Origin of the sequence: Shimia sp. (assembly GCF_022448905.1) — a bacterium.
Classification (GTDB): Bacteria; Pseudomonadota; Alphaproteobacteria; order Rhodobacterales; family Rhodobacteraceae; genus Shimia.
Window position 1 is genome coordinate 77,966 of record NZ_JAKVCW010000012.1, and the last position, 17,524, is coordinate 95,489.

Sequence of the window (17,524 nt, forward strand, 5' to 3'; positions counted from 1 at the left end):
TGCCTCATTTTGAGGTCGTCTATCAGATTTTGGCCGTTTTGGCCTCTCACGGCTGCGTGATAGCAGCTATTTCCGAACAAATCTTGAAGCCAATTCCACATGGGAAGACCAGCGGAATTGATCAACGGTTTGCACCCAATCAAGGTGATAGCCAGCCTTAGTCAGAACAGCCGCATCCCGCGCAAAAGTCACAGGATTGCACGACACATAGGCGATTTCTGCAAGGTCGGATTTTGCCAGTTCCGCAACCTGAGCCTCTGCTCCGGCACGCGGCGGGTCAATCACGGCAAAATCATAGTTTAAGTCTTCCGTCACAATCGGATTGCGGAACAGATCCCGTGCCTCAGAGGTCACCTGCTTGAGACCTTGAGATTTGCGCCATCCGACGTCCAAAGCCTGGATCATGGCCTTCTCACCCTCGACACCGTGCATTTGGTATTGAGCCGCCAAGGGCAAAGTGAACGTGCCTGAGCCTGCAAAGAGGTCAATGCCACGATCGCCTTGCGTGATTGCGCTTTCCACCGCGCTCAGTAGCGCCGATTCACCTTCTTTTGTGGCCTGCAAGAACGCACCGGGGGGGGGCACAACGGAGGCAGCGCCAAAGCTTTGGGCAGGGGCAACGCGGGTGGCAATCACCTCACCATCCCACGTCAGACGCGCCAGTTTGAACCGCTCCACTTCCTGCGCCATCCGCGCAAGCAGTGGGCCGTCCAACTCTTTGCCGCCGACAATGGACAGGTCCAGACCTGCATCAGACAGGTTCACAGTGACGCTCAACTCGCCTTTGCGCGATCCGCCAATCTGGGCCAGATGCGCAATCACATCACGGGCAGGCAAAAGGTCCGGATGTAGAAGTTGGCAGTCTGGAACCTCGACGATGACGTCGGACGCGCGGGCATGAAACCCAACCAAGGCCGCCTTCTTGGTGCGACGTGCTGAGAACACGGCGCGGCGGCGGGACTTGGCCGGAGAGGTCGCAATTGGGCGCAAGACTGTTTCCAGACCTTGCGCCGCAAGCGCCTGGCGCACCACGTCCACCTTCCAATCCGCGAGGAACGCGTCGGAGGCATGTTGCAACTGGCACCCGCCACAAGACTTGAAGTGGCGGCAAGGCGCTTTCACACGATGCTCGGACGGAGTCACCACCCGCATGTTGGTCAGGCCGTCGCCGTCAATGTCCCCCTCCACGGTCTCGCCGGGTAGGGTCAAAGGGGCATAGATTGGGCCATTGGCGATCCCGTCGCCGTGCAGCCCCAAACGCTGGATCTCAATCTGGCTCATGCCCGTCCCTTAGTGGGGGACGGGCATGAGGTCAAATTTTACTCGGCCGCTTCGTCTGCGTTCAGGAAACCGCCGGACTGGCGTGCCCAGAAGCCAGCATAAAGGCCATTCTGCGCCAACAGTTCGGCATGGCTGCCCTGCTCTACAATTCGGCCCTGATCCAGTACCAGAATGCGGTCCATCTCCGCAATCGTGGATAGGCGGTGCGCAATGGCGATCACGGTTTTGCCCGCCATCATGCCATAAAGCGTGCGCTGAATCGCGGCCTCAACTTCGCTGTCCAAGGCGCTGGTGGCCTCATCCAGCAGCAGAATCGGCGCATCTTTCAAGATCACACGCGCCAGAGTGATGCGCTGACGCTGACCACCAGACAGTTTTACTCCACGCTCGCCCACATGGGCATCATAGCCGGTGCGCCCTTGCGGATCTTCCAGATCCAGAATGAAGTCATGCGCCTCTGCCTTTTTTGCCGCCGCGATCATGTCCGCTTCTGAGGCGTCTGGACGACCGTATAGCAAGTTATCGCGAACAGACCGATGCAGCAGCGAACTATCCTGTTGCACCATGCCAATTTTATCGCGCAGGCTGTTCTGCGTGACCGAGGCAATGTCCTGACCATCAATCAGAATTTGCCCCTTTTCGGCGTCATAGAACCGCAAAAGCAGCTTCACCAACGTGGACTTGCCCGCGCCGGAGCGGCCGATCAAACCCACCTTTTCGCCTGGCGCAATGGTCAGCGAGATATTGTCCAAGCCGCCGCTATCACGACCATAGTGGTGCGTGAGTTGCTGCAGCTCAATTTTACCGTCGGCAAAATCTAGCGGCTTGGCGCTGGACGCATCAACCAAATCAATCGGTTGGGCGATGGTTTCCATGCCTTCAGCCACCACACCCAACTGCCGGAAGAACGAGGTCAACGCCCACATGATCCAGCCGGTCATCGCGTTCAGACGCAGGCTCAGGGCGGTGGCGGCGGCGACCACGCCTACGCTGGCCAAGCCCTGCATCCAGAGCCAGATGGCCCAGCCCACCACACTTACGATCAAGAGGCCGTTCAACATGACCAACATCACATCCATCATAGTAAAGATGCGCATCTCCGCCTGAAAAGTTTCGCGTGAGTATTCAATGGCTTCCTTGGCATAATCCAGCTCGCGCTTGTTGTGCGCAAAAAGCTTCACCGAGTGGATGTTGGTATAGGCATCCACCACACGACCGGTGACTTTGGAGCGTGCATCAGAGGCCTTTTGCGACGCGGGGCCAACCCGTTTCACCGTGCATTTTACCAAGAACCCATAGAGCACCAGCCAGCCCAGCATTGGCAGCACCAAACGCGGGTCGGCATCGGCCAAAAGGATGGCTGCACCAACGACATAAGCGATGGAGAAAGTGATGGCGTCAAACACCTGAAACACCGCTTCGCCAGCCGCCGGGGGCGTCTGCATAATCCGATTGGCAATGCGGCCTGCGAAGTCGTTCTCAAACCAGCCAACCGATTGACGCAAAACATGTTTATGGGCCCGCCAACGGATCAGGGTGCCGAAGTTTGGCAGCACCGTGTTGTTGAGCAGGAGCACGTCAAAGGCTTGCAGCGCAGGACGAAGGAACAGCACAAAGAGGATCACCAGAATGAACTCGGTGCCGTGGTTGGCCCAGACTTGGGACGGGTCGCCACTCAACAGGTCCACAATCCGGCCCATGTAGGCGATAAGACCGATCTCTACCGCGGCCACAATGATCGACATTATCGTAGCAAAAACAAAGACTTTGCGGAATGGCTGCGCGTATTCCCGCATAAAAGGCCACAGCTTGGTGGGAGGCGTATCTACTTCGTCGTAGTCGCAATAGGGGTCAACAAGGGTCTCGAAGAACTTGAACATGAGAATGTCCTGAAAAAACAGTGGATTGTGCAAAATGAAGTGACTTGCCATCTCTGGCCGCCACAGCGGTCAGATAGGCTTATGAAAACCAGATCCCGCGATACATCATGCACTCCCTCTCATGTTTGAGTTGTCGGCATGCTGGCGCAGTGTTGCGTATACGTCAACCTATGATTTACCCGACCTTTGGCACGTCGGTATTGTGTCGGTATTTTGACTGTTTCGCGGAGGCGCGGCCCTTGTGGCGGGTGAACGGGTAAACACAACGTGCGCAAGGTGTTGCGTGATCTGGCGGCGCAACACGCAGGCCGGATCAGCGCGGCAAAATCAGGACAGCGTGTCAAGTAGCTCGGGCTTTGTCAGCGCGAAGCCGGACGCGATCCAACGTGATTCGAGTTCTTTGAGCGCCTTGCCCAGCGCCGCGCCCTGAAAGCGCTCGATCAGGTCCTTTGGGCGGATCGGGAACTGCGCCTCTGACCCGTTTTGCGCGGCGGCCAGATCATCCGACATCAGCGGCATTTCAAAAACAGCCGCGCGCAAGAGCAAGATGGACGTCGCGGCCTCAACACCGTGATGATAGCCCAGCGCGCCGGGGGCGTCGGACGACTCCAGCCCGTTGCGCAACACGTCGCGATGGCGGACGGCCTTGTTGGACAGTCGAAGTGCCTCGGCAATGTTGTCGCCGCCCAAAACCGTCAGGCGGCGGATTGGGTCGATGGCCACCGCATGCATCTCTTCCAGATGCACGAGGGGCGCCAAGGCGCGGTCATCCGTGCCCGGAAGGATGGCAGTAAGCGCTCCGGTCTGGCGCATGGCCGCCACTGACGGGGCCGGATCAGGGGCACCCATCAGTTTCACGGTCTCGCTACCGACTCGTTCGCGCGACAGCGAAGCCAACCCATCGATGTTGGCCGCGATGGCCGCCAGCGCCTCTGGGTCCATGCCTTCGGCCGGGTCGCCGTAGTAGGCGTGAAAGCGGAAGTACCGCAGGATGCGCAGATAGTCTTCGCGAATGCGGTCCTCGGCGTTGTCGATGAAGCGCAAGCGACGGGCCTTGAGATCTTCGATGCCGCCTAAGGGGTCCACCACGGTGCCGTCAGATCGGGCGTAAAGCGCGTTCATGGTGAAGTCGCGGCGGCGGGCATCGTCTTCGACATTGTCGGAGAAGGCGACAACGGCGCGACGACCATCGGTTTCCACATCATGGCGGAAAGTGGTGATTTCATGCGGGATGCCATCGGCCACCACAGTGATGGTGCCGTGGTCGATGCCGGTTGGGATCGCGTTGAGGCCGGCGCCTTTCGCGAGTTCCATCACCCGCTCTGGACGAGCATCAGTAGAGATGTCGATGTCATTCACCGGCGCGCCCAAAAGCGCGTTGCGCACGCAGCCGCCAACCAGCAAGGCTTGGTGTCCATGTGTCTCTAACATGGCGCAAACCGCCTGTGTTGGCGCAGCCGTAAGCCAATCTCCGGTGACCTTCATGTGCCAGACACCCGCTCTGCCAGACCGCGCAGAATGCGAGCGGTGGCGCCCCAGATGTAATAGGGGCCAAAAGGCACGGTGAAGTAGTGGCGGCGCTGGCCTTGCCAGCGACGGGATTGGATCGAGAAGAGCGCCGGATCGGTCACGTGGGCCAGCGGCACGGAGAAGACTTCTTCGACTTCCCCCGGCTCCGGGATCACGTCAAAAGCGTCTCTAACATGGCCCAAAACCGGTGTGATTTGAAAGCTGGTGACGGTTTCATGGGTGGGCAAGGTGCCCAGCACATCGACATTATTGGAAGGCAGGCCAATCTCTTCGCGCGCCTCGCGCAGAGCCGCGGCGATCACATTTGCGTCACCCTCATCCTGCTTACCGCCGGGAAAGGATATCTGCCCCGGATGGTGTTTCAGGTGGCTGGCGCGTTTGGTCAGAATGACATGGGGAATGTTCTGTTTGATCTCAATCGGCACAAGCACCCCCGCAGGGCGCAGTTTACGGCCTTTGGGCAAAACCACATCGGGGTTGAGATCAAAATCAGAAGAGGCCGCGCTGTCCCGGGACAACGCGGCCTTGATGTTTTGGAGCGGATCAGGCGCCTGCGGCATCAGCGCTGCCACCTTTGGAGCGATCCTTGGGCGGCATGCCCACGGTGGCCGGATCCAGATCGTAGTGCGTGCCACAGAACTGGCAGTCCGCCGTCACGCGCCCTTCTGGCGTGGTCATCTTTTCTATGTCCCGCGCCGAATAGATCGACAGGGACTGACGCACGCGCTCTTCCGAACAGGTGCAGCCAAACTTGACCGACTGCGCATCATAAACCCGCGGCGCTTCCTCATGGAACAAACGCACCAAAAGATCGGTTGGCGGCACGGAGGGTCCGATCATTTCCAGATCTTCCACCGAATCCAACAGGATGTTGGCGCGGTTCCAGTTTTCGGCGTCTTCCTCATTGACCACATCTTTGGCCAGCAGATAGCCGCTTTCCCCGCTGCCACCTTCGCCGGAGACTTCGGGGCTGGCCTTGGGCATGTGCTGCAGCATGATGCCGCCAGCTCGCCAATGCTCGCCCACTTCAGGCTCGGTGGATTTGCCAAACTTCAGCGAGAAACGTGTCGCCAGCTGTTCAGACTGGGCAAAATACGCCTCAGCAGACGCCTGAAGCGAGCCGCCCACCAAACCGGAGATGCCTTGATAGGGCTTCATGCCATCGCCTTGGTCGATCAGCACCGCAAAGTAGCCGTTGCCCAGCTGATCAAACGGGGTGCCATCGGTCAGGCGCTCCTCGTCAAAGCTGGCATAGGCGCGGATGCGGGCCACCTCACCTTCGTTTTGCGGCGCGTAGTAATCGGTGGCGATCATGCGCACCGGGCCGTTGGTCTGCACCTGCAGCGACAGCTTCCAGCGCAGGCTGACGGTCTGGCCGATCAATGCGGTCAGCAGGGCCATCTCGGCCACCAACGCCTCCACCTTTTCAGGATAGGCATGCTGTTTGAGGACGCCAGAGAGCACGCCATCAAGACGGGCCACGCGCCCGCGAATATCAGAGTTGTCCAACTGGAACGGCAGCACTGTGTCGTCCCAGGCAATTGTGCTTGCAGCTTTCATGGGGTTTCCTTATCGGCCTTCCCTTGCCATACCGCGACCATATAGGGCCAGCAAGGGCGATAAAAAGGGGTTTCACGCATGATACCACGTTTCGGAACACCGCCGCGTCGGGATGTGACCTATAAATTGCGCCCTGGAGCCTATGCGGTTCTGCTCAAAGGGGAGCAGATGTTGCTGACCCATCAAGCGGAGCCGGTGTCGGAGTTTCAGCTGCCTGGTGGCGGCATTGATCCGGGGGAGAGCCCGGTGGTGGCCTTGACGCGGGAAGTGTTTGAAGAGACCGGGTACCGCATTGCCAAACCACGGCGGTTGGGCGCGTTTCGGCGGTTCACGTTTATGCCGGAGTATGACCTCTGGGCCGAAAAGCTCTGCACCATCTATATGGCGACGCCGACTTTGCGGATTGGCCCGCCAAGTGAGCCGGGACATGAGGCGGTTTGGATGGGCCTCGCAGCAGCCACCGCGCAGCTGGGCAATGCCGGTGACCGGCATTTTGCGGCGCAGTTTCTACGGTAAGTTTATTTAGTCGCCGCGATATTCCAGCAAGATGCCGGACACATCATCCGGGAAGCCTTTGCCACCGGAGAACTCATCGAGTTTCCAGACCATGGCTTGCAGCGTATCCTCTAGAGCGTGACCGGCCAAATCCACCATTAGGGCCTCAAGACCTTCTTCGCCCAAGAGACCATTGCCCGTGTCCGGGCATTCGGTCACGCCGTCAGACAACAGGAACAGACGGTCGCCTTTGTTGAGGTCGATGCAGAATTGCGAGAACTCGGCACCTGGAATTAACCCCACCGGAAGACCACCGGGGCCTTCTTGCTCAATAGAGCCATCGGCGCGCTGAATCACAGGATGCGGATGCCCAGCCTGTGCAAGGATAACGTGTCCTGTGACAAGATCGACATCGGCGAGCAGCATGGTGAAGTAGTGCTCGGTCTCCATCTCATCGAGGATGATTTCATTAAGACGGGCAACAACTTCGGCGGGCGGGAGGTGCGTTGTGCTGCCATCCGGCAACACTTGCATCGCCACATTATGCTCCGGCGAAGTCGCCGATAGGTAGCCAGCGAGTCGTGCCGTGATCAACGCAGAGCTGATTCCATGGCCCGAAACATCGATGGCATACAAACCGATTCGTGTGTCGCTGATCTTATAATGGCCCACCAGATCGCCGCCTACGTGGCCGGAGGACTGCAGCAACAGCGAGACCGCGCCGCGGTCAAAATCCTTGAACCGTTCGGGCACAAGTGATTGCTGCAGCTTCTTGGCGGCGAGCAGGTCGTTGTCCAGCGAGTCATACAAACGCTGAAGCTCGTCCAGCGTTTCCGAGATCACCTTGTTCTTGTCGGTGAGTTCGCGTTCCATGCGCAGGATACGCTCCGCTGCGGAGATCCGCGCGCGCAGTTCGTAGCCGTTCACAGGCTTGGTCAGGAAGTCATCCGCACCGGCGTCAAAGCCTTGAGCAACCTCGGTTTTTTCACTCTTGGAGGTCAAGAGAATGAAGTAGCCATAGGTGTCTGTGCTAAGCTCACGGAAGGCGCGACAGAATTCCAGACCAGACATGCCCGGCATCATCCAGTCCGACAGAATCAGATCTGGCAGTTCTTCGCGACAAATATCGAGCGCCTCCTGACCGGAGGCGGCTTCGATCACATCATAACCATCCCGTTTGAGCGACAAGCTCAGGATGCGACGCTGAACGCGGCTGTCATCAACCAGCAGCACACGTTTGATCACGCCCACATCAGGCGCGTCATTGTTTTCAGCAGAATGTACAGTGTTGGTCGACAAACTTCCCTGACCTTCGCACAAGTTTTGACTTCTTTCGTAACACAACTATGTTCTTGCTACTTAACATGCCGTCAAAAGTAAAAATGAGATAGTTCAAATTTTATCGTGTAGGATTTGTTAACACTTTTCTGTCATTGTCGAGGGGTGAATGATGAGGAAATGCCCATGATTGACTGGGAACGAGTAGAAGAACTGCGCGACGAAATCGGCGCGGAAGACTTTGGTGAAGTGGTGGAGCTCTTTCTTGACGAAGTTGAGGAAGTGATTGCGCGCCTGCGCGACAACCTGGACATTGCCACGCTCGAAGCGGACCTGCACTTTCTTAAAGGCGGTGCGTTAAACCTTGGTTTCCAAACCTTCTCGCAACTGTGCCAAGCCGGTGAAGCAGCGGCCGCGGCAGGCAAAGGCGACACCGTGGATGTGCCCGCAATCCTCGCGTCGTTTGAAGAAAGCAAAGGCGTGTTTGCGCAAAAACTCGCCGCCGCTTGAAAGTCAGCCCCCTGATACGGCCGGAAACGGCGCAACTTTAGAAAACGAGATGTGATCGCCCAAGGAGTGCCCTGGGCGAATCGTTGTGTGTTTCGATGCAGTGTTGGGTTGCTATGCAGCTATGCAAAAGGCCATGCAACTGGCCCTTGGCGACCTCGCATTTGGCCAGTAGCGACGTTGCCCCAAATTGCTTCAGCAAAACGCCCTGGTGCGCTAGAGCACAAACTGACCCAGCGTCTCGTCATTGGTGATGTCGGTGTAGGTCATGCCGGCAGCTTCTATCCGCTCAAACAAGGCGTCGAAGTTTTCCGGCTTCCGAGTCTCGATGCCTATGAGAACCGAGCCAAAATTGCGCGCGGATTTCTTGAGATACTCAAAGCGCGCGATGTCGTCTTCCGGTCCCAAGGTTTCCAGGAAATCGCGCAGGGCGCCCGGACGCTGTGGCATGCGCAAGATGAAGTATTTTTTGACACCTGAGTAACGCTGCGCGCGTTCTTTGACTTCAGGCAGGCGCTCAAAATCGAAGTTGCCACCCGAGGTCACGCAGACCACGGTTTTGCCTTTGATCTGATCCGCCACGTCGGTGAGCGCGTCCACCGCCAAAGCTCCGGCAGGTTCCAGCACAATGCCCTCGACATTGAGCATCTCCAGCATGGTGGCGCAGATGCGGTCTTCAGGAGCGGCCACCACATCTTCCGGGCTGAGATCGGCTAGGCGGGCAAAGGTCTTGTCGCCTATCCGCGCCACGGCGGCACCGTCCACAAAGCTGTCGACATGGGCCAAGGTGGTTGGGGCGCCGACATCTAACGCGGCGGCGAGGCTAATGCCGCCTTCGGGCTCAACCAGCGTGTAGTGTGGTTCCGCACCAAAGTAGCTGAACACACCAGACGACAGGCCACCGCCGCCGACCGGCAGGATGATGTGGTCTGGTGTTTTGCCAAGTTGGTCTTCGATCTCGACCGCAACCGAGGCCTGGCCTTCGATCACGTCATCATCGTCAAACGGGGACAGGAAGGCGGCACCAGCCTCGGAACAATAGGCCTGTGCGGCGGCCAGTGTGTCGTCAAAATAATCGCCAACAAGGCGGATTTCGACGTTGTCGCCGCCAAACACCTGCGTCTTAAAAATCTTCTGTTGCGGTGTGGTGACCGGCATGAAGATCACGCCCATCACATCAAAATGTTTGCACATATAGGCCACACCCTGCGCGTGGTTGCCCGCGCTGGCACAGACAAATATCCGCTGGTCGGGATTTTCGGTGCGCACTTTGCGCATGGCATTAAACGCCCCACGCAGCTTGTAAGACCGCACAGGCGTGAGGTCTTCGCGCTTGAGCCAAATGTCGGCGCCAAAGCGGGCGGAGAGGTGGGCATTCAGCTGCAGAGGCGTGGCGGGGAAAACGCTGCGCATGGCGGCTTCGGCAGTGCGGGCACATTTACGAAATTCGCTCATGTGCCCTGAGTGGCCGAAGCCGAAGGTTTTGGCAAGGGGAAGGTCGTCGATCAGTCGATCGAGCGGCCTTCGACCGCGACGCCGTAAAGAGTGGTCAGAAAGCTGACGCCCAGAAGAATATAAAGCCAATTAAACGCCAACAAGATGAGGCCCCCTAGCATGGGGATTACACCGCCTATCAACGCGCCCAAAAACGCTAGAGCGAAAATGGTCACAACAAAGACGACAACCGCGCTAAGAATAGACCCAGACGAAGGTTTGGTTGCTGCCCAAGCCTCTTTCATCCGCATCGTCTTTCCAATGGCAGTGGCGGGCAAAATAGGTGACAAACGATAGAACGTCCAACCGCTGACGATAACTACTACCATAATTGCAGCAATCATCAGGACCGGCGCCCCAAACAGAGCCAGTCCAACTAGCACGACCACCAAAAGCGTGGCTGCGCCGACAACCGCACCAAGCAAAACACCATAACCGAAATACGCGAGCATGCGTCCGCCGTGGAACGCAGGCAACACGCCATCAGGGTATTCTTCAAGCAGCACAAAACGGTGCCACGCAACTGCCACCCACATCGTTACAACGAGCGTCAAAAACTGCAGCAAAAATGCGCTAGGAGGCAGCGCGTTGGCGCTCGTTGGATCAACGTCTTGGATAAAATAGCTAGGCCCAAACATCAGGAGAGCAGCCACCAGAACCGCCACCAACGGCGAAGACAGGCGCAAGGATTGCGACAGGTTTCCAAAGATCAGCCGAAAAGACTGAAGCAAAAGTGCAAAGCCGCGCATTGGTGTACCCCTTTACGTGAATGAATATGCCTAATTTCGCCTGCATCTGGCAGAACTCGGGCAAGAAAAGCAAGTGCGGCGATCTGCTCGCCTTGCCCACAGACCCAAAAACCGCTATCGCGCGAACGTTATATGGACGAAGGGAAGAAACATGTCGGCTCCGAAGAAAGTTGTGCTGGCCTATTCCGGTGGCCTGGATACCTCGATCATCCTGAAGTGGCTGCAAACCGAATATGGCTGTGAGGTGGTGACCTTCACCGCGGACCTGGGTCAAGGCGAAGAACTTGAACCAGCGCGTCAGAAGGCGGAACTGCTGGGCATCAAACCAGAGAACATCTACATCGAAGATGTCCGAGAAGAGTTTGTGCGCGACTTTGTTTTCCCGATGTTCCGCGCCAATGCGGTCTATGAAGGTCTGTACCTGCTGGGCACCTCGATTGCGCGTCCGCTGATCTCCAAACGCCTGGTTGAGATTGCCGAAGCCACTGGCGCAGATGCCGTGGCGCATGGCGCAACCGGCAAAGGCAACGACCAGGTGCGTTTCGAGCTGGCAGCCTACGCGTTGAACCCCGACATCAAGGTGATTGCACCTTGGCGGGAGTGGGACCTGTCCTCGCGCACCAAGTTGCTTGAGTTTGCCGAGGCACATCAGATTCCGGTGGCCAAAGACAAACGTGGCGAAGCACCGTTCTCTGTGGACGCAAATCTACTGCACACTTCCTCGGAAGGCAAAGTTCTGGAAGATCCAGCCATCGCGGCACCGGATTACGTGTACCAGCGCACCGTACATCCTGAAGACGCGCCAAACGAGCCTGAGTTCATCGAGATCGGCTTTGAAAAAGGTGACGCGGTCAGCATCAACGGCGAGGCCATGAGCCCGGCGACCATCCTGACCAAGTTGAACGAATACGGCGGCAAGCACGGCATTGGCCGTTTGGACCTCGTTGAGGGCCGTTTTGTGGGCATGAAATCCCGTGGCATCTACGAAACCCCGGGCGGCACCGTGCTGCTTGAGGCGCACCGTGGCATCGAGTCCATCACCATGGACCGTGGCGAAATGCACCTGAAAGATGAGCTGATGCCGAAGTACGCAGAGCTGATCTACAACGGTTTCTGGTACAGCCCTGAGCGCGAGATGCTGCAGGCGGCGATCGACAAGAGCCAAGAACATGTCACCGGCACTGTGCGTGTGAAACTCTACAAAGGCAGCGCCACCACCGTGGGCCGTTGGTCTGACCACTCGCTCTATTCTGAAGAGCACGTGACCTTTGAAGATGATGCAGGTGCTTACGATCAGAAAGACGCTGCGGGCTTTATCCAGCTGCAAGCGCTGCGTCTGAAACTGATCGCGATGCGCAACAAACGCACCGGCAACTAAGCCAACCCATTCCAAGGAAGCCCGCCCGTTGTGGCGGGCTTTTTTGTTTCCGGCCCTCAGTCTTGCCAGAAAATCCTTTGAGAAGCGCGACATGGCAGTTAGCGTTTCTAAAAAGACGTTTTCAACAGGCACGGACTGCGCCGGGGAGGCAGTTGGGATGGGGATACTCACGCAATTTTTGCGCATTTTTGCAGCTTTGCTGCTGAGCTTTGGCGTGGCTTGGGCGCAAGAAGAAGAGGTGGAGGACACAGGTCCGCCGGCGGTGGACGACGAAGTCTTTGTGCAGGCGGTGGAAGTGGACGGGGAGCAGCTGTTTGCGGTGCGCGGCTCTACCGCCCTGCCTGCCGAAGAGCGCGCCGCGCTGGTGGCCAAACGCGTGGTCGAGGTGGCGGAACGCAGCGAAGCAACCACAGTTGTCATGGGCATCGAGCGCGGCGAGTTGGGCCAGACGATCTTTGCTGATGGGGTGATGGTGAGTGTGACCACTCAGGCCGATGCCGATTACGAGCAGATGGAGTTGCCGGTGTTGGCCTCGCTGCATGCAGAAGCCATCGAAGAAGCCATTCTGCGCTATCGCGCCAACCGCACCGATGAGGCCTTTTCCCAAAGCACCTTGACGGCGCTGGCGTGGTCAGCGGTGTTTGCCTTTTATTGCGGCATTTTGTTGTGGCTAAGACGGCGCGTGCCCCGGCTGGTGGCCGGTATCGTTGAGCACCGCACAAGGGGCATTCAGGAAGCCACGGGGGATATTGTGCAGAGTCAGGCGGTGTCCAACATTGCCAAATTCCTGATCCGGCTGCTGGTCGACATCACGCTCTTCACAGGGTTTTACTACTACCTGTCGTTTGTGCTGCACTCCTTCCCCAACACACGGCCGATTGCGGCGTTGTTGATCCGCTATGTTACGGACCCAATCATTGGGCTGTTGTTGGGATTTGTGGGCTACATGCCCAATCTGATCACCATCCTGATCATCGCCGCGATTGCCCGGTGGATGATTAAGGGCGTGTATCTGTTTTTCCAAAGTGTTGAGCAGGGCGTGATCGAGTTAAAATCTTTTGAAGATCACTGGGTTTGGCCAACCTACAATCTGATCCGTGGTGGCATTGTGCTGACGGCGGCGGTGATCTGTTTCCCCTATATTCCGGGATCGGACTCCGCGGCGTTTCAGGGACTGACCATCCTTGTGGGGGTGATGGTGTCCTTGGGGTCCAACTCGGTGATCTCCAACGTGCTGGCCGGCCTGTTTGTGCTCTACAAACGGTCGATGAACGTGGGCGACCGCATTCGCGTGGGAGATCACTACGGCGACGTGATGCAAATCCGGCTGATGGAGACCTATCTACGGTCGGTCAAAAATGAGCTGATCTCGATCCCCAACGCCACGCTTTTGTCCTCTGAGGTGATCAACTACTCCAGCAAAATCGACGGCAAGGGGCTGCTGCTGCATACGACGGTGGGCATCGGCTACGAAGAGCCGCGCAAAAAGGTGGAGGCCATGTTGATAGAGGCGGCGCGGCGCACGAAGGGGCTGAAGAAGTCACCAGAGCCCTTTGTTCTCGTGACCGGGCTGTTGGATTTTGCGACCAACTATCAGATCAACGCGTTCACCACGCGCGGGTCGTCTTTGCCGTTGTTGCTGAGCGAATTGCACAAGAACATCACCGATGTGTTTAACGAAAACGGGGTGCAGATTATGACGCCCAACTATGAAACCGACACGCCGGATTTGAAGATTTCCGAGGTGGATTGGGACGAACCCCTGGCACATGAAGCGGCAGCGGAGGCCGCAGCACAAAAAGCATAAGGCGCACACATAAGGCGTCACAGGTAGAGCATGAGCAGAGAGTTTGCAGGCAGTCTGACACGGCGCAGCATGATGCTGGGGTTGCTGTCCGGCTGCGCCATTGCCCCTGCCGGAAAAGACTATGCGCGGCCGGAGACTGACCTTGCCAAGAATTTCCTGAAGAAACAGCCCGCAGGCGTGGCACGCAAGCATGATGCCAAATGGTGGACCTCGTTTAACGACTCACTCCTGAACAAAATCGTTGGCTACGGGCTTGAGAACAACAAAGACATTCAACGCATTGCGGCGCGTATTCAGCAATCGCAAGGCATTCTGGCTTCGGCCGGATTTCCAATTGGCGGCACCACACGCGTGGGCGAGGTCCGGCGCAGTGGCGGCGGCGGGGATGCGGCTGAAACGTCTGGGTTTGTGCGGGCTGAGGCCAAGTGGAAACTGGACCTGTTTGGAAAGTTGCAACGGGAAAAAGAGGCGGCATTTGCACGGCTGGAAGCCAGCTATGCCGATCTTGATGTCTGGACGTTGCTCTATGTGGACGAGGTGGTCACCGCCTATATGGACATGCGCTATGCCCAAGAACTGGATCGGATTTTGCAGCGCGTTTTGAGCAGCCGCGAGGAGACGCTGAAGGCCACAAAATCGCTGGCCGAAGACGGTAGTGCCACGGAGTTGGACGTGGCGCAGGCCAATGCGCTGGTGTTGCGCACAAGCTCCACTGTGCCCGATGCGCGCATCCTTTTTGTACGTATGGTCAACAGGTTGACCGCCTTGGTCGGCAGCACGGAGTTGGCAGAACGGGACGATCTGGATGTGCGCGCACCGCAACCCAGCCCCAAAACCAGCGTTGTCTCAACCGGTGTGCCTGCGGACCTTCTGCGCAACCGGCCAGATGTGATTTATGCAGAGAAAAAACTAGCGGAAGCGGTGGCTCTGGTCGGGGTCGCAGAGGCAGACTTGTACCCAAGCCTCGGGCTGACAGGGAACGTCAATGTGGCCGGGAACAGTTCAGGATTTGACCCGCTGGCGGCCTTTCTGCGGATTGAACTGGACATCCCGTGGTACGATCTGCCAGTGCGGCGTGGCAAAGTGGAAACCGCCAAAGGATTGATGGCAGAACGGCAGGCAGCTTGGGAAAAGGAAATTGTGCTGGCCGTGGAGGAAGTGCGCAGTTCGCTGTTTGCGCTGCAAGCAAACACCCGCGCGGTGGAACTGTCCAAAAAGGCAGTGGAGGCCTCGGCCGAGGTTCTGCGATTGGCGCGCAAGGCCTATGGCGAGGGGCAGGCGTCGTTCCTGCAAGTGCTGGACGCGGAGCGCGGGTTTCTGGAGACGCAAAACCAGGCGGCTTTGGACATTCGCAACAGATCAGTTGATTTTGTTGATTTGAATGTCGCGCTTGGCGGGAGTTTTAACGGTTCGTTAAGTGGCCCGACGTAACCCTTGCGTCAAAGTTGGTTGGCTGCAACCACTTGAGCAACAAGGTTACTTAGGGAAGATCACATGTTAGAACAAATCGCGGCACAGATGGCCGAAGGGCTGAAAGACCGGACGTTTGACGGCACATTGAAATTTGACTGCGGCGATGCCGGGGTTGTGGTTCTGGCAGACAACACGGCCACGCAGGAAGACCGCGAAACCGATTGCACCGTGTCGATCTCTGAGGAGAACCTTGTAAAGCTGCTGGCCGGTGACCTGAAACCCACCACCGCGTTGATGCTGGGCAAGCTCAAAGTGTCTGGCGACATGGGCACGGCGATGAAGCTGGGCCAGCTGCTGACCTAAGAAAACAAGGCGGGGATGATCCCCGCCTTTTTCATTAAAGCTTGTGCGCTTTCATCTCCTCATAGAGAGGCAGCGCCGCTTGTAGAATCGGCTGCAAACCGTCGGGCACCTCCGGAAGCGGACCTTCAGCACCTGCAAAACCCGTGGACTCCCAGACGGCGCCATACCAATGGGGCGCCCAGGCACCGTCGTCTTTGTGGCCGCCTTTGGGCCAAGACAGCATCGCTGCGTCAAACTTTAAACCAATGGCATCACAGAGTTTTTCGAGCATTTCCTGTGGATTGTCGCGGATGTCGTGGCTGTCGATCACAATCGGTGTTTGGCCCCAACTTGAAACCAACTGCATCAGCTCCAGTTGCTGCGGAAAGCCGATGTCGGTGAGGGATGGGTTTTCACGTTTGGCCGCATAAGACGCAATCACGCGCGCAGGGTGGCGCAGCAGGAAGACATTGGTGACCTTTTGCATCCAGTCGCGGGGCACACCGTCGATCATGTGTTGGGTCATGTGCTTCTGGTAGAAGTGCGGTTTGCCGTCCGGATTGGCAGAAATGAGGCCCGACGCGACCTTGTTGGGGTCCTGATCTTGGGACGCCAAAATCTCCGCCCCCATAGGGTGATCGAGACCGGTCATTGCGAGGTATGCGGCATAGAAGGGCTCGTCCACCACGGCGCAATCGGCGCGGTTGCCAAAGGCGTACATCATGGCGGTTGAAAGGTTGCGGGGGCCGCTCCACATGGCAATTTTCACGGGGCAAACTCCTATCGGTATTGCGTCGGTATCGCGGCTGTATCGCGACAGTGCGAATTTGGGATTTACGGCAGGGCGTCTTGCGCAACGAGATCTTTGTAGAGCGCGCGAATGTGCTTGGTCATCTCGCCCATCTCGCCAGTGCAGATCGGCCGTCCATCAATCTCGCTGACGGGAGTCTGTGCGCCAAAGGTGCCGGTGAGAAACGCCTCGTCTGCGCCATAAGTGTCGACCAGAGAATAGTTGCGCTCAAACACCGGGATGCCGTCGGCACGACAGACGTCAATCACCTTTTGGCGGGTGATGCCGTTCATGCAGTAGTCGCCGGTGGAGGTCCAAACCGCGCCTTTGCGCACAATAAAGAAGTTGCAGGCATTGGTGGTGTTCACAAAGCCATTGATGTCGAGCATCAGCGCCTCATCCGCACCGGCTTTCTCCGCCGCGATGCAGGCAAGAATGCAGTTAAGCTTGGAGTGGGAGTTCAGCTTGGGGTCCTGCGTCATCGGCAAGCCGCGAATGTGCGGCACGGTCGCCAACCGGATTGGACGCGGGATCGACGGTTTGGAATGTTCCATGATGATGGTGAACGTTGGCCCCTGCTGGCTCAGCGAGGGGTGCTGAAACGGGCGGGTTTTCACGCCGCGCGTGACCATCAGGCGGGCGTGGGCATCGGTGGTCATCTCATTGGCGGCGCGAGTGGCCTCCAAGGCTGCAATCACGCCGGCTTTGTCCATGCCGATGTCCAGATCGATGGCTTTGGCGGCCTCAAACAGGCGGTCCATATGCTCGTCCAGGAAGGCCCAGTGGCCGTCATAAAGCCTCAGCCCTTCCCACACGCCATCCCCGAGCATAAAGCCGCTGTCATAGACAGACACCACTGCCTCCGCCTTGGGCACAACACGACCGTTGAGCCAGATCTTGATCTCTTCGTTGCGGGCGTCTTCGGCGGCCTGGTGGGTGGTGACGTGATCGGTCATGGAGCGCTCCCTATGGCAAAGTCACGGGACGCTATCTGTGTCACGCGGGGTTTCCAAGCTGAAT

At 57.8% G+C, this 17,524-nt stretch carries 16 protein-coding genes; 6 read left to right on the plus strand and 10 right to left on the minus strand.

Annotated features, from left to right (window positions below; genetic code table 11):
• Nucleotides 1–66: 66 nt before the first annotated feature.
• The 5 genes from MK208_RS15090 to MK208_RS15110 form a co-directional block, all read right to left on the minus strand.
• Nucleotides 67–1,281 (minus strand): class I SAM-dependent RNA methyltransferase, encoded by a 1,215-nt coding sequence (locus tag MK208_RS15090; RefSeq protein WP_294118039.1) that lies wholly within the window; start codon nucleotides 1,279–1,281, stop codon nucleotides 67–69.
• Between the two features lie 38 nt (nucleotides 1,282–1,319).
• The gene (locus MK208_RS15095; protein WP_294118040.1) at nucleotides 1,320–3,161 is read right to left on the minus strand and encodes an ABC transporter ATP-binding protein; all 1,842 of its coding nucleotides are present in this window, start codon (nucleotides 3,159–3,161) and stop codon (nucleotides 1,320–1,322) included.
• Between the two features lie 327 nt (nucleotides 3,162–3,488).
• A complete protein-coding gene (locus tag MK208_RS15100) occupies nucleotides 3,489–4,646 on the minus strand; it encodes a CCA tRNA nucleotidyltransferase (RefSeq protein ID WP_294118041.1) in 1,158 nt (385 codons plus the stop codon).
• A complete protein-coding gene (locus MK208_RS15105; RefSeq protein WP_294118042.1) occupies nucleotides 4,643–5,251 on the minus strand; it encodes a CoA pyrophosphatase in 609 nt (202 codons plus the stop codon). The genes MK208_RS15100 and MK208_RS15105 overlap by 4 nt, the downstream gene beginning before the upstream one ends.
• Entirely contained in the window at nucleotides 5,235–6,251 is a 1,017-nt protein-coding gene (locus MK208_RS15110; protein ID WP_294118044.1) for an Hsp33 family molecular chaperone HslO, read from the minus strand. The genes MK208_RS15105 and MK208_RS15110 overlap by 17 nt, the downstream gene beginning before the upstream one ends.
• Before the next feature lie 78 nt (nucleotides 6,252–6,329).
• On the opposite strand from MK208_RS15110, the gene MK208_RS15115 reads away from it, so the two are divergent.
• Nucleotides 6,330–6,767, plus strand: a complete 438-nt coding sequence (locus tag MK208_RS15115; RefSeq protein ID WP_294118046.1) for an NUDIX hydrolase — start codon at nucleotides 6,330–6,332, stop codon at nucleotides 6,765–6,767.
• 6 nt (nucleotides 6,768–6,773) lie between these two features.
• On the opposite strand, the gene MK208_RS15120 is transcribed toward MK208_RS15115, so the two are convergent.
• Nucleotides 6,774–8,045: a SpoIIE family protein phosphatase gene (locus tag MK208_RS15120; RefSeq protein WP_294118048.1), complete on the minus strand. Its 1,272-nt coding sequence runs from the start codon at nucleotides 8,043–8,045 to the stop codon at nucleotides 6,774–6,776.
• Between the two features lie 165 nt (nucleotides 8,046–8,210).
• Between MK208_RS15120 and MK208_RS15125 the strand changes: the two genes are divergently transcribed.
• Nucleotides 8,211–8,534, plus strand: a complete 324-nt coding sequence (locus MK208_RS15125; RefSeq protein WP_294118050.1) for an Hpt domain-containing protein — start codon at nucleotides 8,211–8,213, stop codon at nucleotides 8,532–8,534.
• 213 nt (nucleotides 8,535–8,747) lie between these two features.
• Here the strand turns inward: MK208_RS15125 and ilvA are convergent, their stop codons facing one another.
• Entirely contained in the window at nucleotides 8,748–9,986 is a 1,239-nt protein-coding gene (ilvA, locus tag MK208_RS15130; protein WP_294118051.1) for a threonine ammonia-lyase IlvA, read from the minus strand.
• A gap of 50 nt (nucleotides 9,987–10,036) precedes the next feature.
• Entirely contained in the window at nucleotides 10,037–10,774 is a 738-nt protein-coding gene (locus tag MK208_RS15135; protein ID WP_294118053.1) for a hypothetical protein, read from the minus strand.
• A gap of 151 nt (nucleotides 10,775–10,925) precedes the next feature.
• Here MK208_RS15135 and MK208_RS15140 point away from each other — a divergent pair, with 151 nt between their 5' ends.
• The 4 genes from MK208_RS15140 to MK208_RS15155 all read left to right on the plus strand — a co-directional run bounded on the left by MK208_RS15140 (nucleotide 10,926) and on the right by MK208_RS15155 (nucleotide 15,735).
• On the plus strand, nucleotides 10,926–12,152 hold the full coding sequence (locus tag MK208_RS15140; RefSeq protein WP_294118056.1) for an argininosuccinate synthase: 1,227 nt from the start codon (nucleotides 10,926–10,928) through the stop codon (nucleotides 12,150–12,152).
• A gap of 157 nt (nucleotides 12,153–12,309) precedes the next feature.
• Nucleotides 12,310–13,959 carry a mechanosensitive ion channel domain-containing protein gene (locus MK208_RS15145; protein WP_294118058.1) on the plus strand — a complete coding sequence of 550 codons (1,650 nt, stop codon included), beginning with the start codon at nucleotides 12,310–12,312 and terminating at the stop codon, nucleotides 13,957–13,959.
• 30 nt (nucleotides 13,960–13,989) lie between these two features.
• The gene (locus tag MK208_RS15150) at nucleotides 13,990–15,390 is read left to right on the plus strand and encodes an efflux transporter outer membrane subunit (RefSeq protein ID WP_294118060.1); all 1,401 of its coding nucleotides are present in this window, start codon (nucleotides 13,990–13,992) and stop codon (nucleotides 15,388–15,390) included.
• 63 nt (nucleotides 15,391–15,453) lie between these two features.
• A complete protein-coding gene (locus MK208_RS15155) occupies nucleotides 15,454–15,735 on the plus strand; it encodes an SCP2 sterol-binding domain-containing protein (RefSeq protein WP_294118062.1) in 282 nt (93 codons plus the stop codon).
• A gap of 34 nt (nucleotides 15,736–15,769) precedes the next feature.
• Here MK208_RS15155 and MK208_RS15160 read toward each other — a convergent pair whose 3' ends face one another.
• Complete coding sequence (locus MK208_RS15160; protein ID WP_294118064.1) at nucleotides 15,770–16,483, minus strand: HAD family hydrolase; 714 nt, start codon at nucleotides 16,481–16,483, stop codon at nucleotides 15,770–15,772.
• Nucleotides 16,484–16,548: 65 nt separating this feature from the next.
• Entirely contained in the window at nucleotides 16,549–17,460 is a 912-nt protein-coding gene (locus MK208_RS15165) for a D-amino acid aminotransferase (protein WP_294118065.1), read from the minus strand.
• Nucleotides 17,461–17,524: the final 64 nt, after the last annotated feature.

Coding starts and splice junctions, on each gene's coding strand:
- MK208_RS15165 (WP_294118065.1), bottom strand. CDS start 17,460: ATGACCGATCACGTCACCACCCACCAGGCCGCCGAAGACGCCCGCAAC.
- MK208_RS15100 (WP_294118041.1), bottom strand. CDS start 4,646: ATGAAGGTCACCGGAGATTGGCTTACGGCTGCGCCAACACAGGCGGTT.
- MK208_RS15135 (WP_294118053.1), bottom strand. CDS start 10,774: ATGCGCGGCTTTGCACTTTTGCTTCAGTCTTTTCGGCTGATCTTTGGA.
- MK208_RS15110 (WP_294118044.1), bottom strand. CDS start 6,251: ATGAAAGCTGCAAGCACAATTGCCTGGGACGACACAGTGCTGCCGTTC.
- MK208_RS15145 (WP_294118058.1), top strand. CDS start 12,310: ATGGGGATACTCACGCAATTTTTGCGCATTTTTGCAGCTTTGCTGCTG.
- MK208_RS15105 (WP_294118042.1), bottom strand. CDS start 5,251: ATGCCGCAGGCGCCTGATCCGCTCCAAAACATCAAGGCCGCGTTGTCC.
- MK208_RS15125 (WP_294118050.1), top strand. CDS start 8,211: ATGATTGACTGGGAACGAGTAGAAGAACTGCGCGACGAAATCGGCGCG.
- MK208_RS15115 (WP_294118046.1), top strand. CDS start 6,330: ATGATACCACGTTTCGGAACACCGCCGCGTCGGGATGTGACCTATAAA.
- MK208_RS15155 (WP_294118062.1), top strand. CDS start 15,454: ATGTTAGAACAAATCGCGGCACAGATGGCCGAAGGGCTGAAAGACCGG.
- MK208_RS15140 (WP_294118056.1), top strand. CDS start 10,926: ATGTCGGCTCCGAAGAAAGTTGTGCTGGCCTATTCCGGTGGCCTGGAT.
- MK208_RS15150 (WP_294118060.1), top strand. CDS start 13,990: ATGAGCAGAGAGTTTGCAGGCAGTCTGACACGGCGCAGCATGATGCTG.
- MK208_RS15095 (WP_294118040.1), bottom strand. CDS start 3,161: ATGTTCAAGTTCTTCGAGACCCTTGTTGACCCCTATTGCGACTACGAC.
- MK208_RS15090 (WP_294118039.1), bottom strand. CDS start 1,281: ATGAGCCAGATTGAGATCCAGCGTTTGGGGCTGCACGGCGACGGGATC.
- ilvA (WP_294118051.1), bottom strand. CDS start 9,986: ATGAGCGAATTTCGTAAATGTGCCCGCACTGCCGAAGCCGCCATGCGC.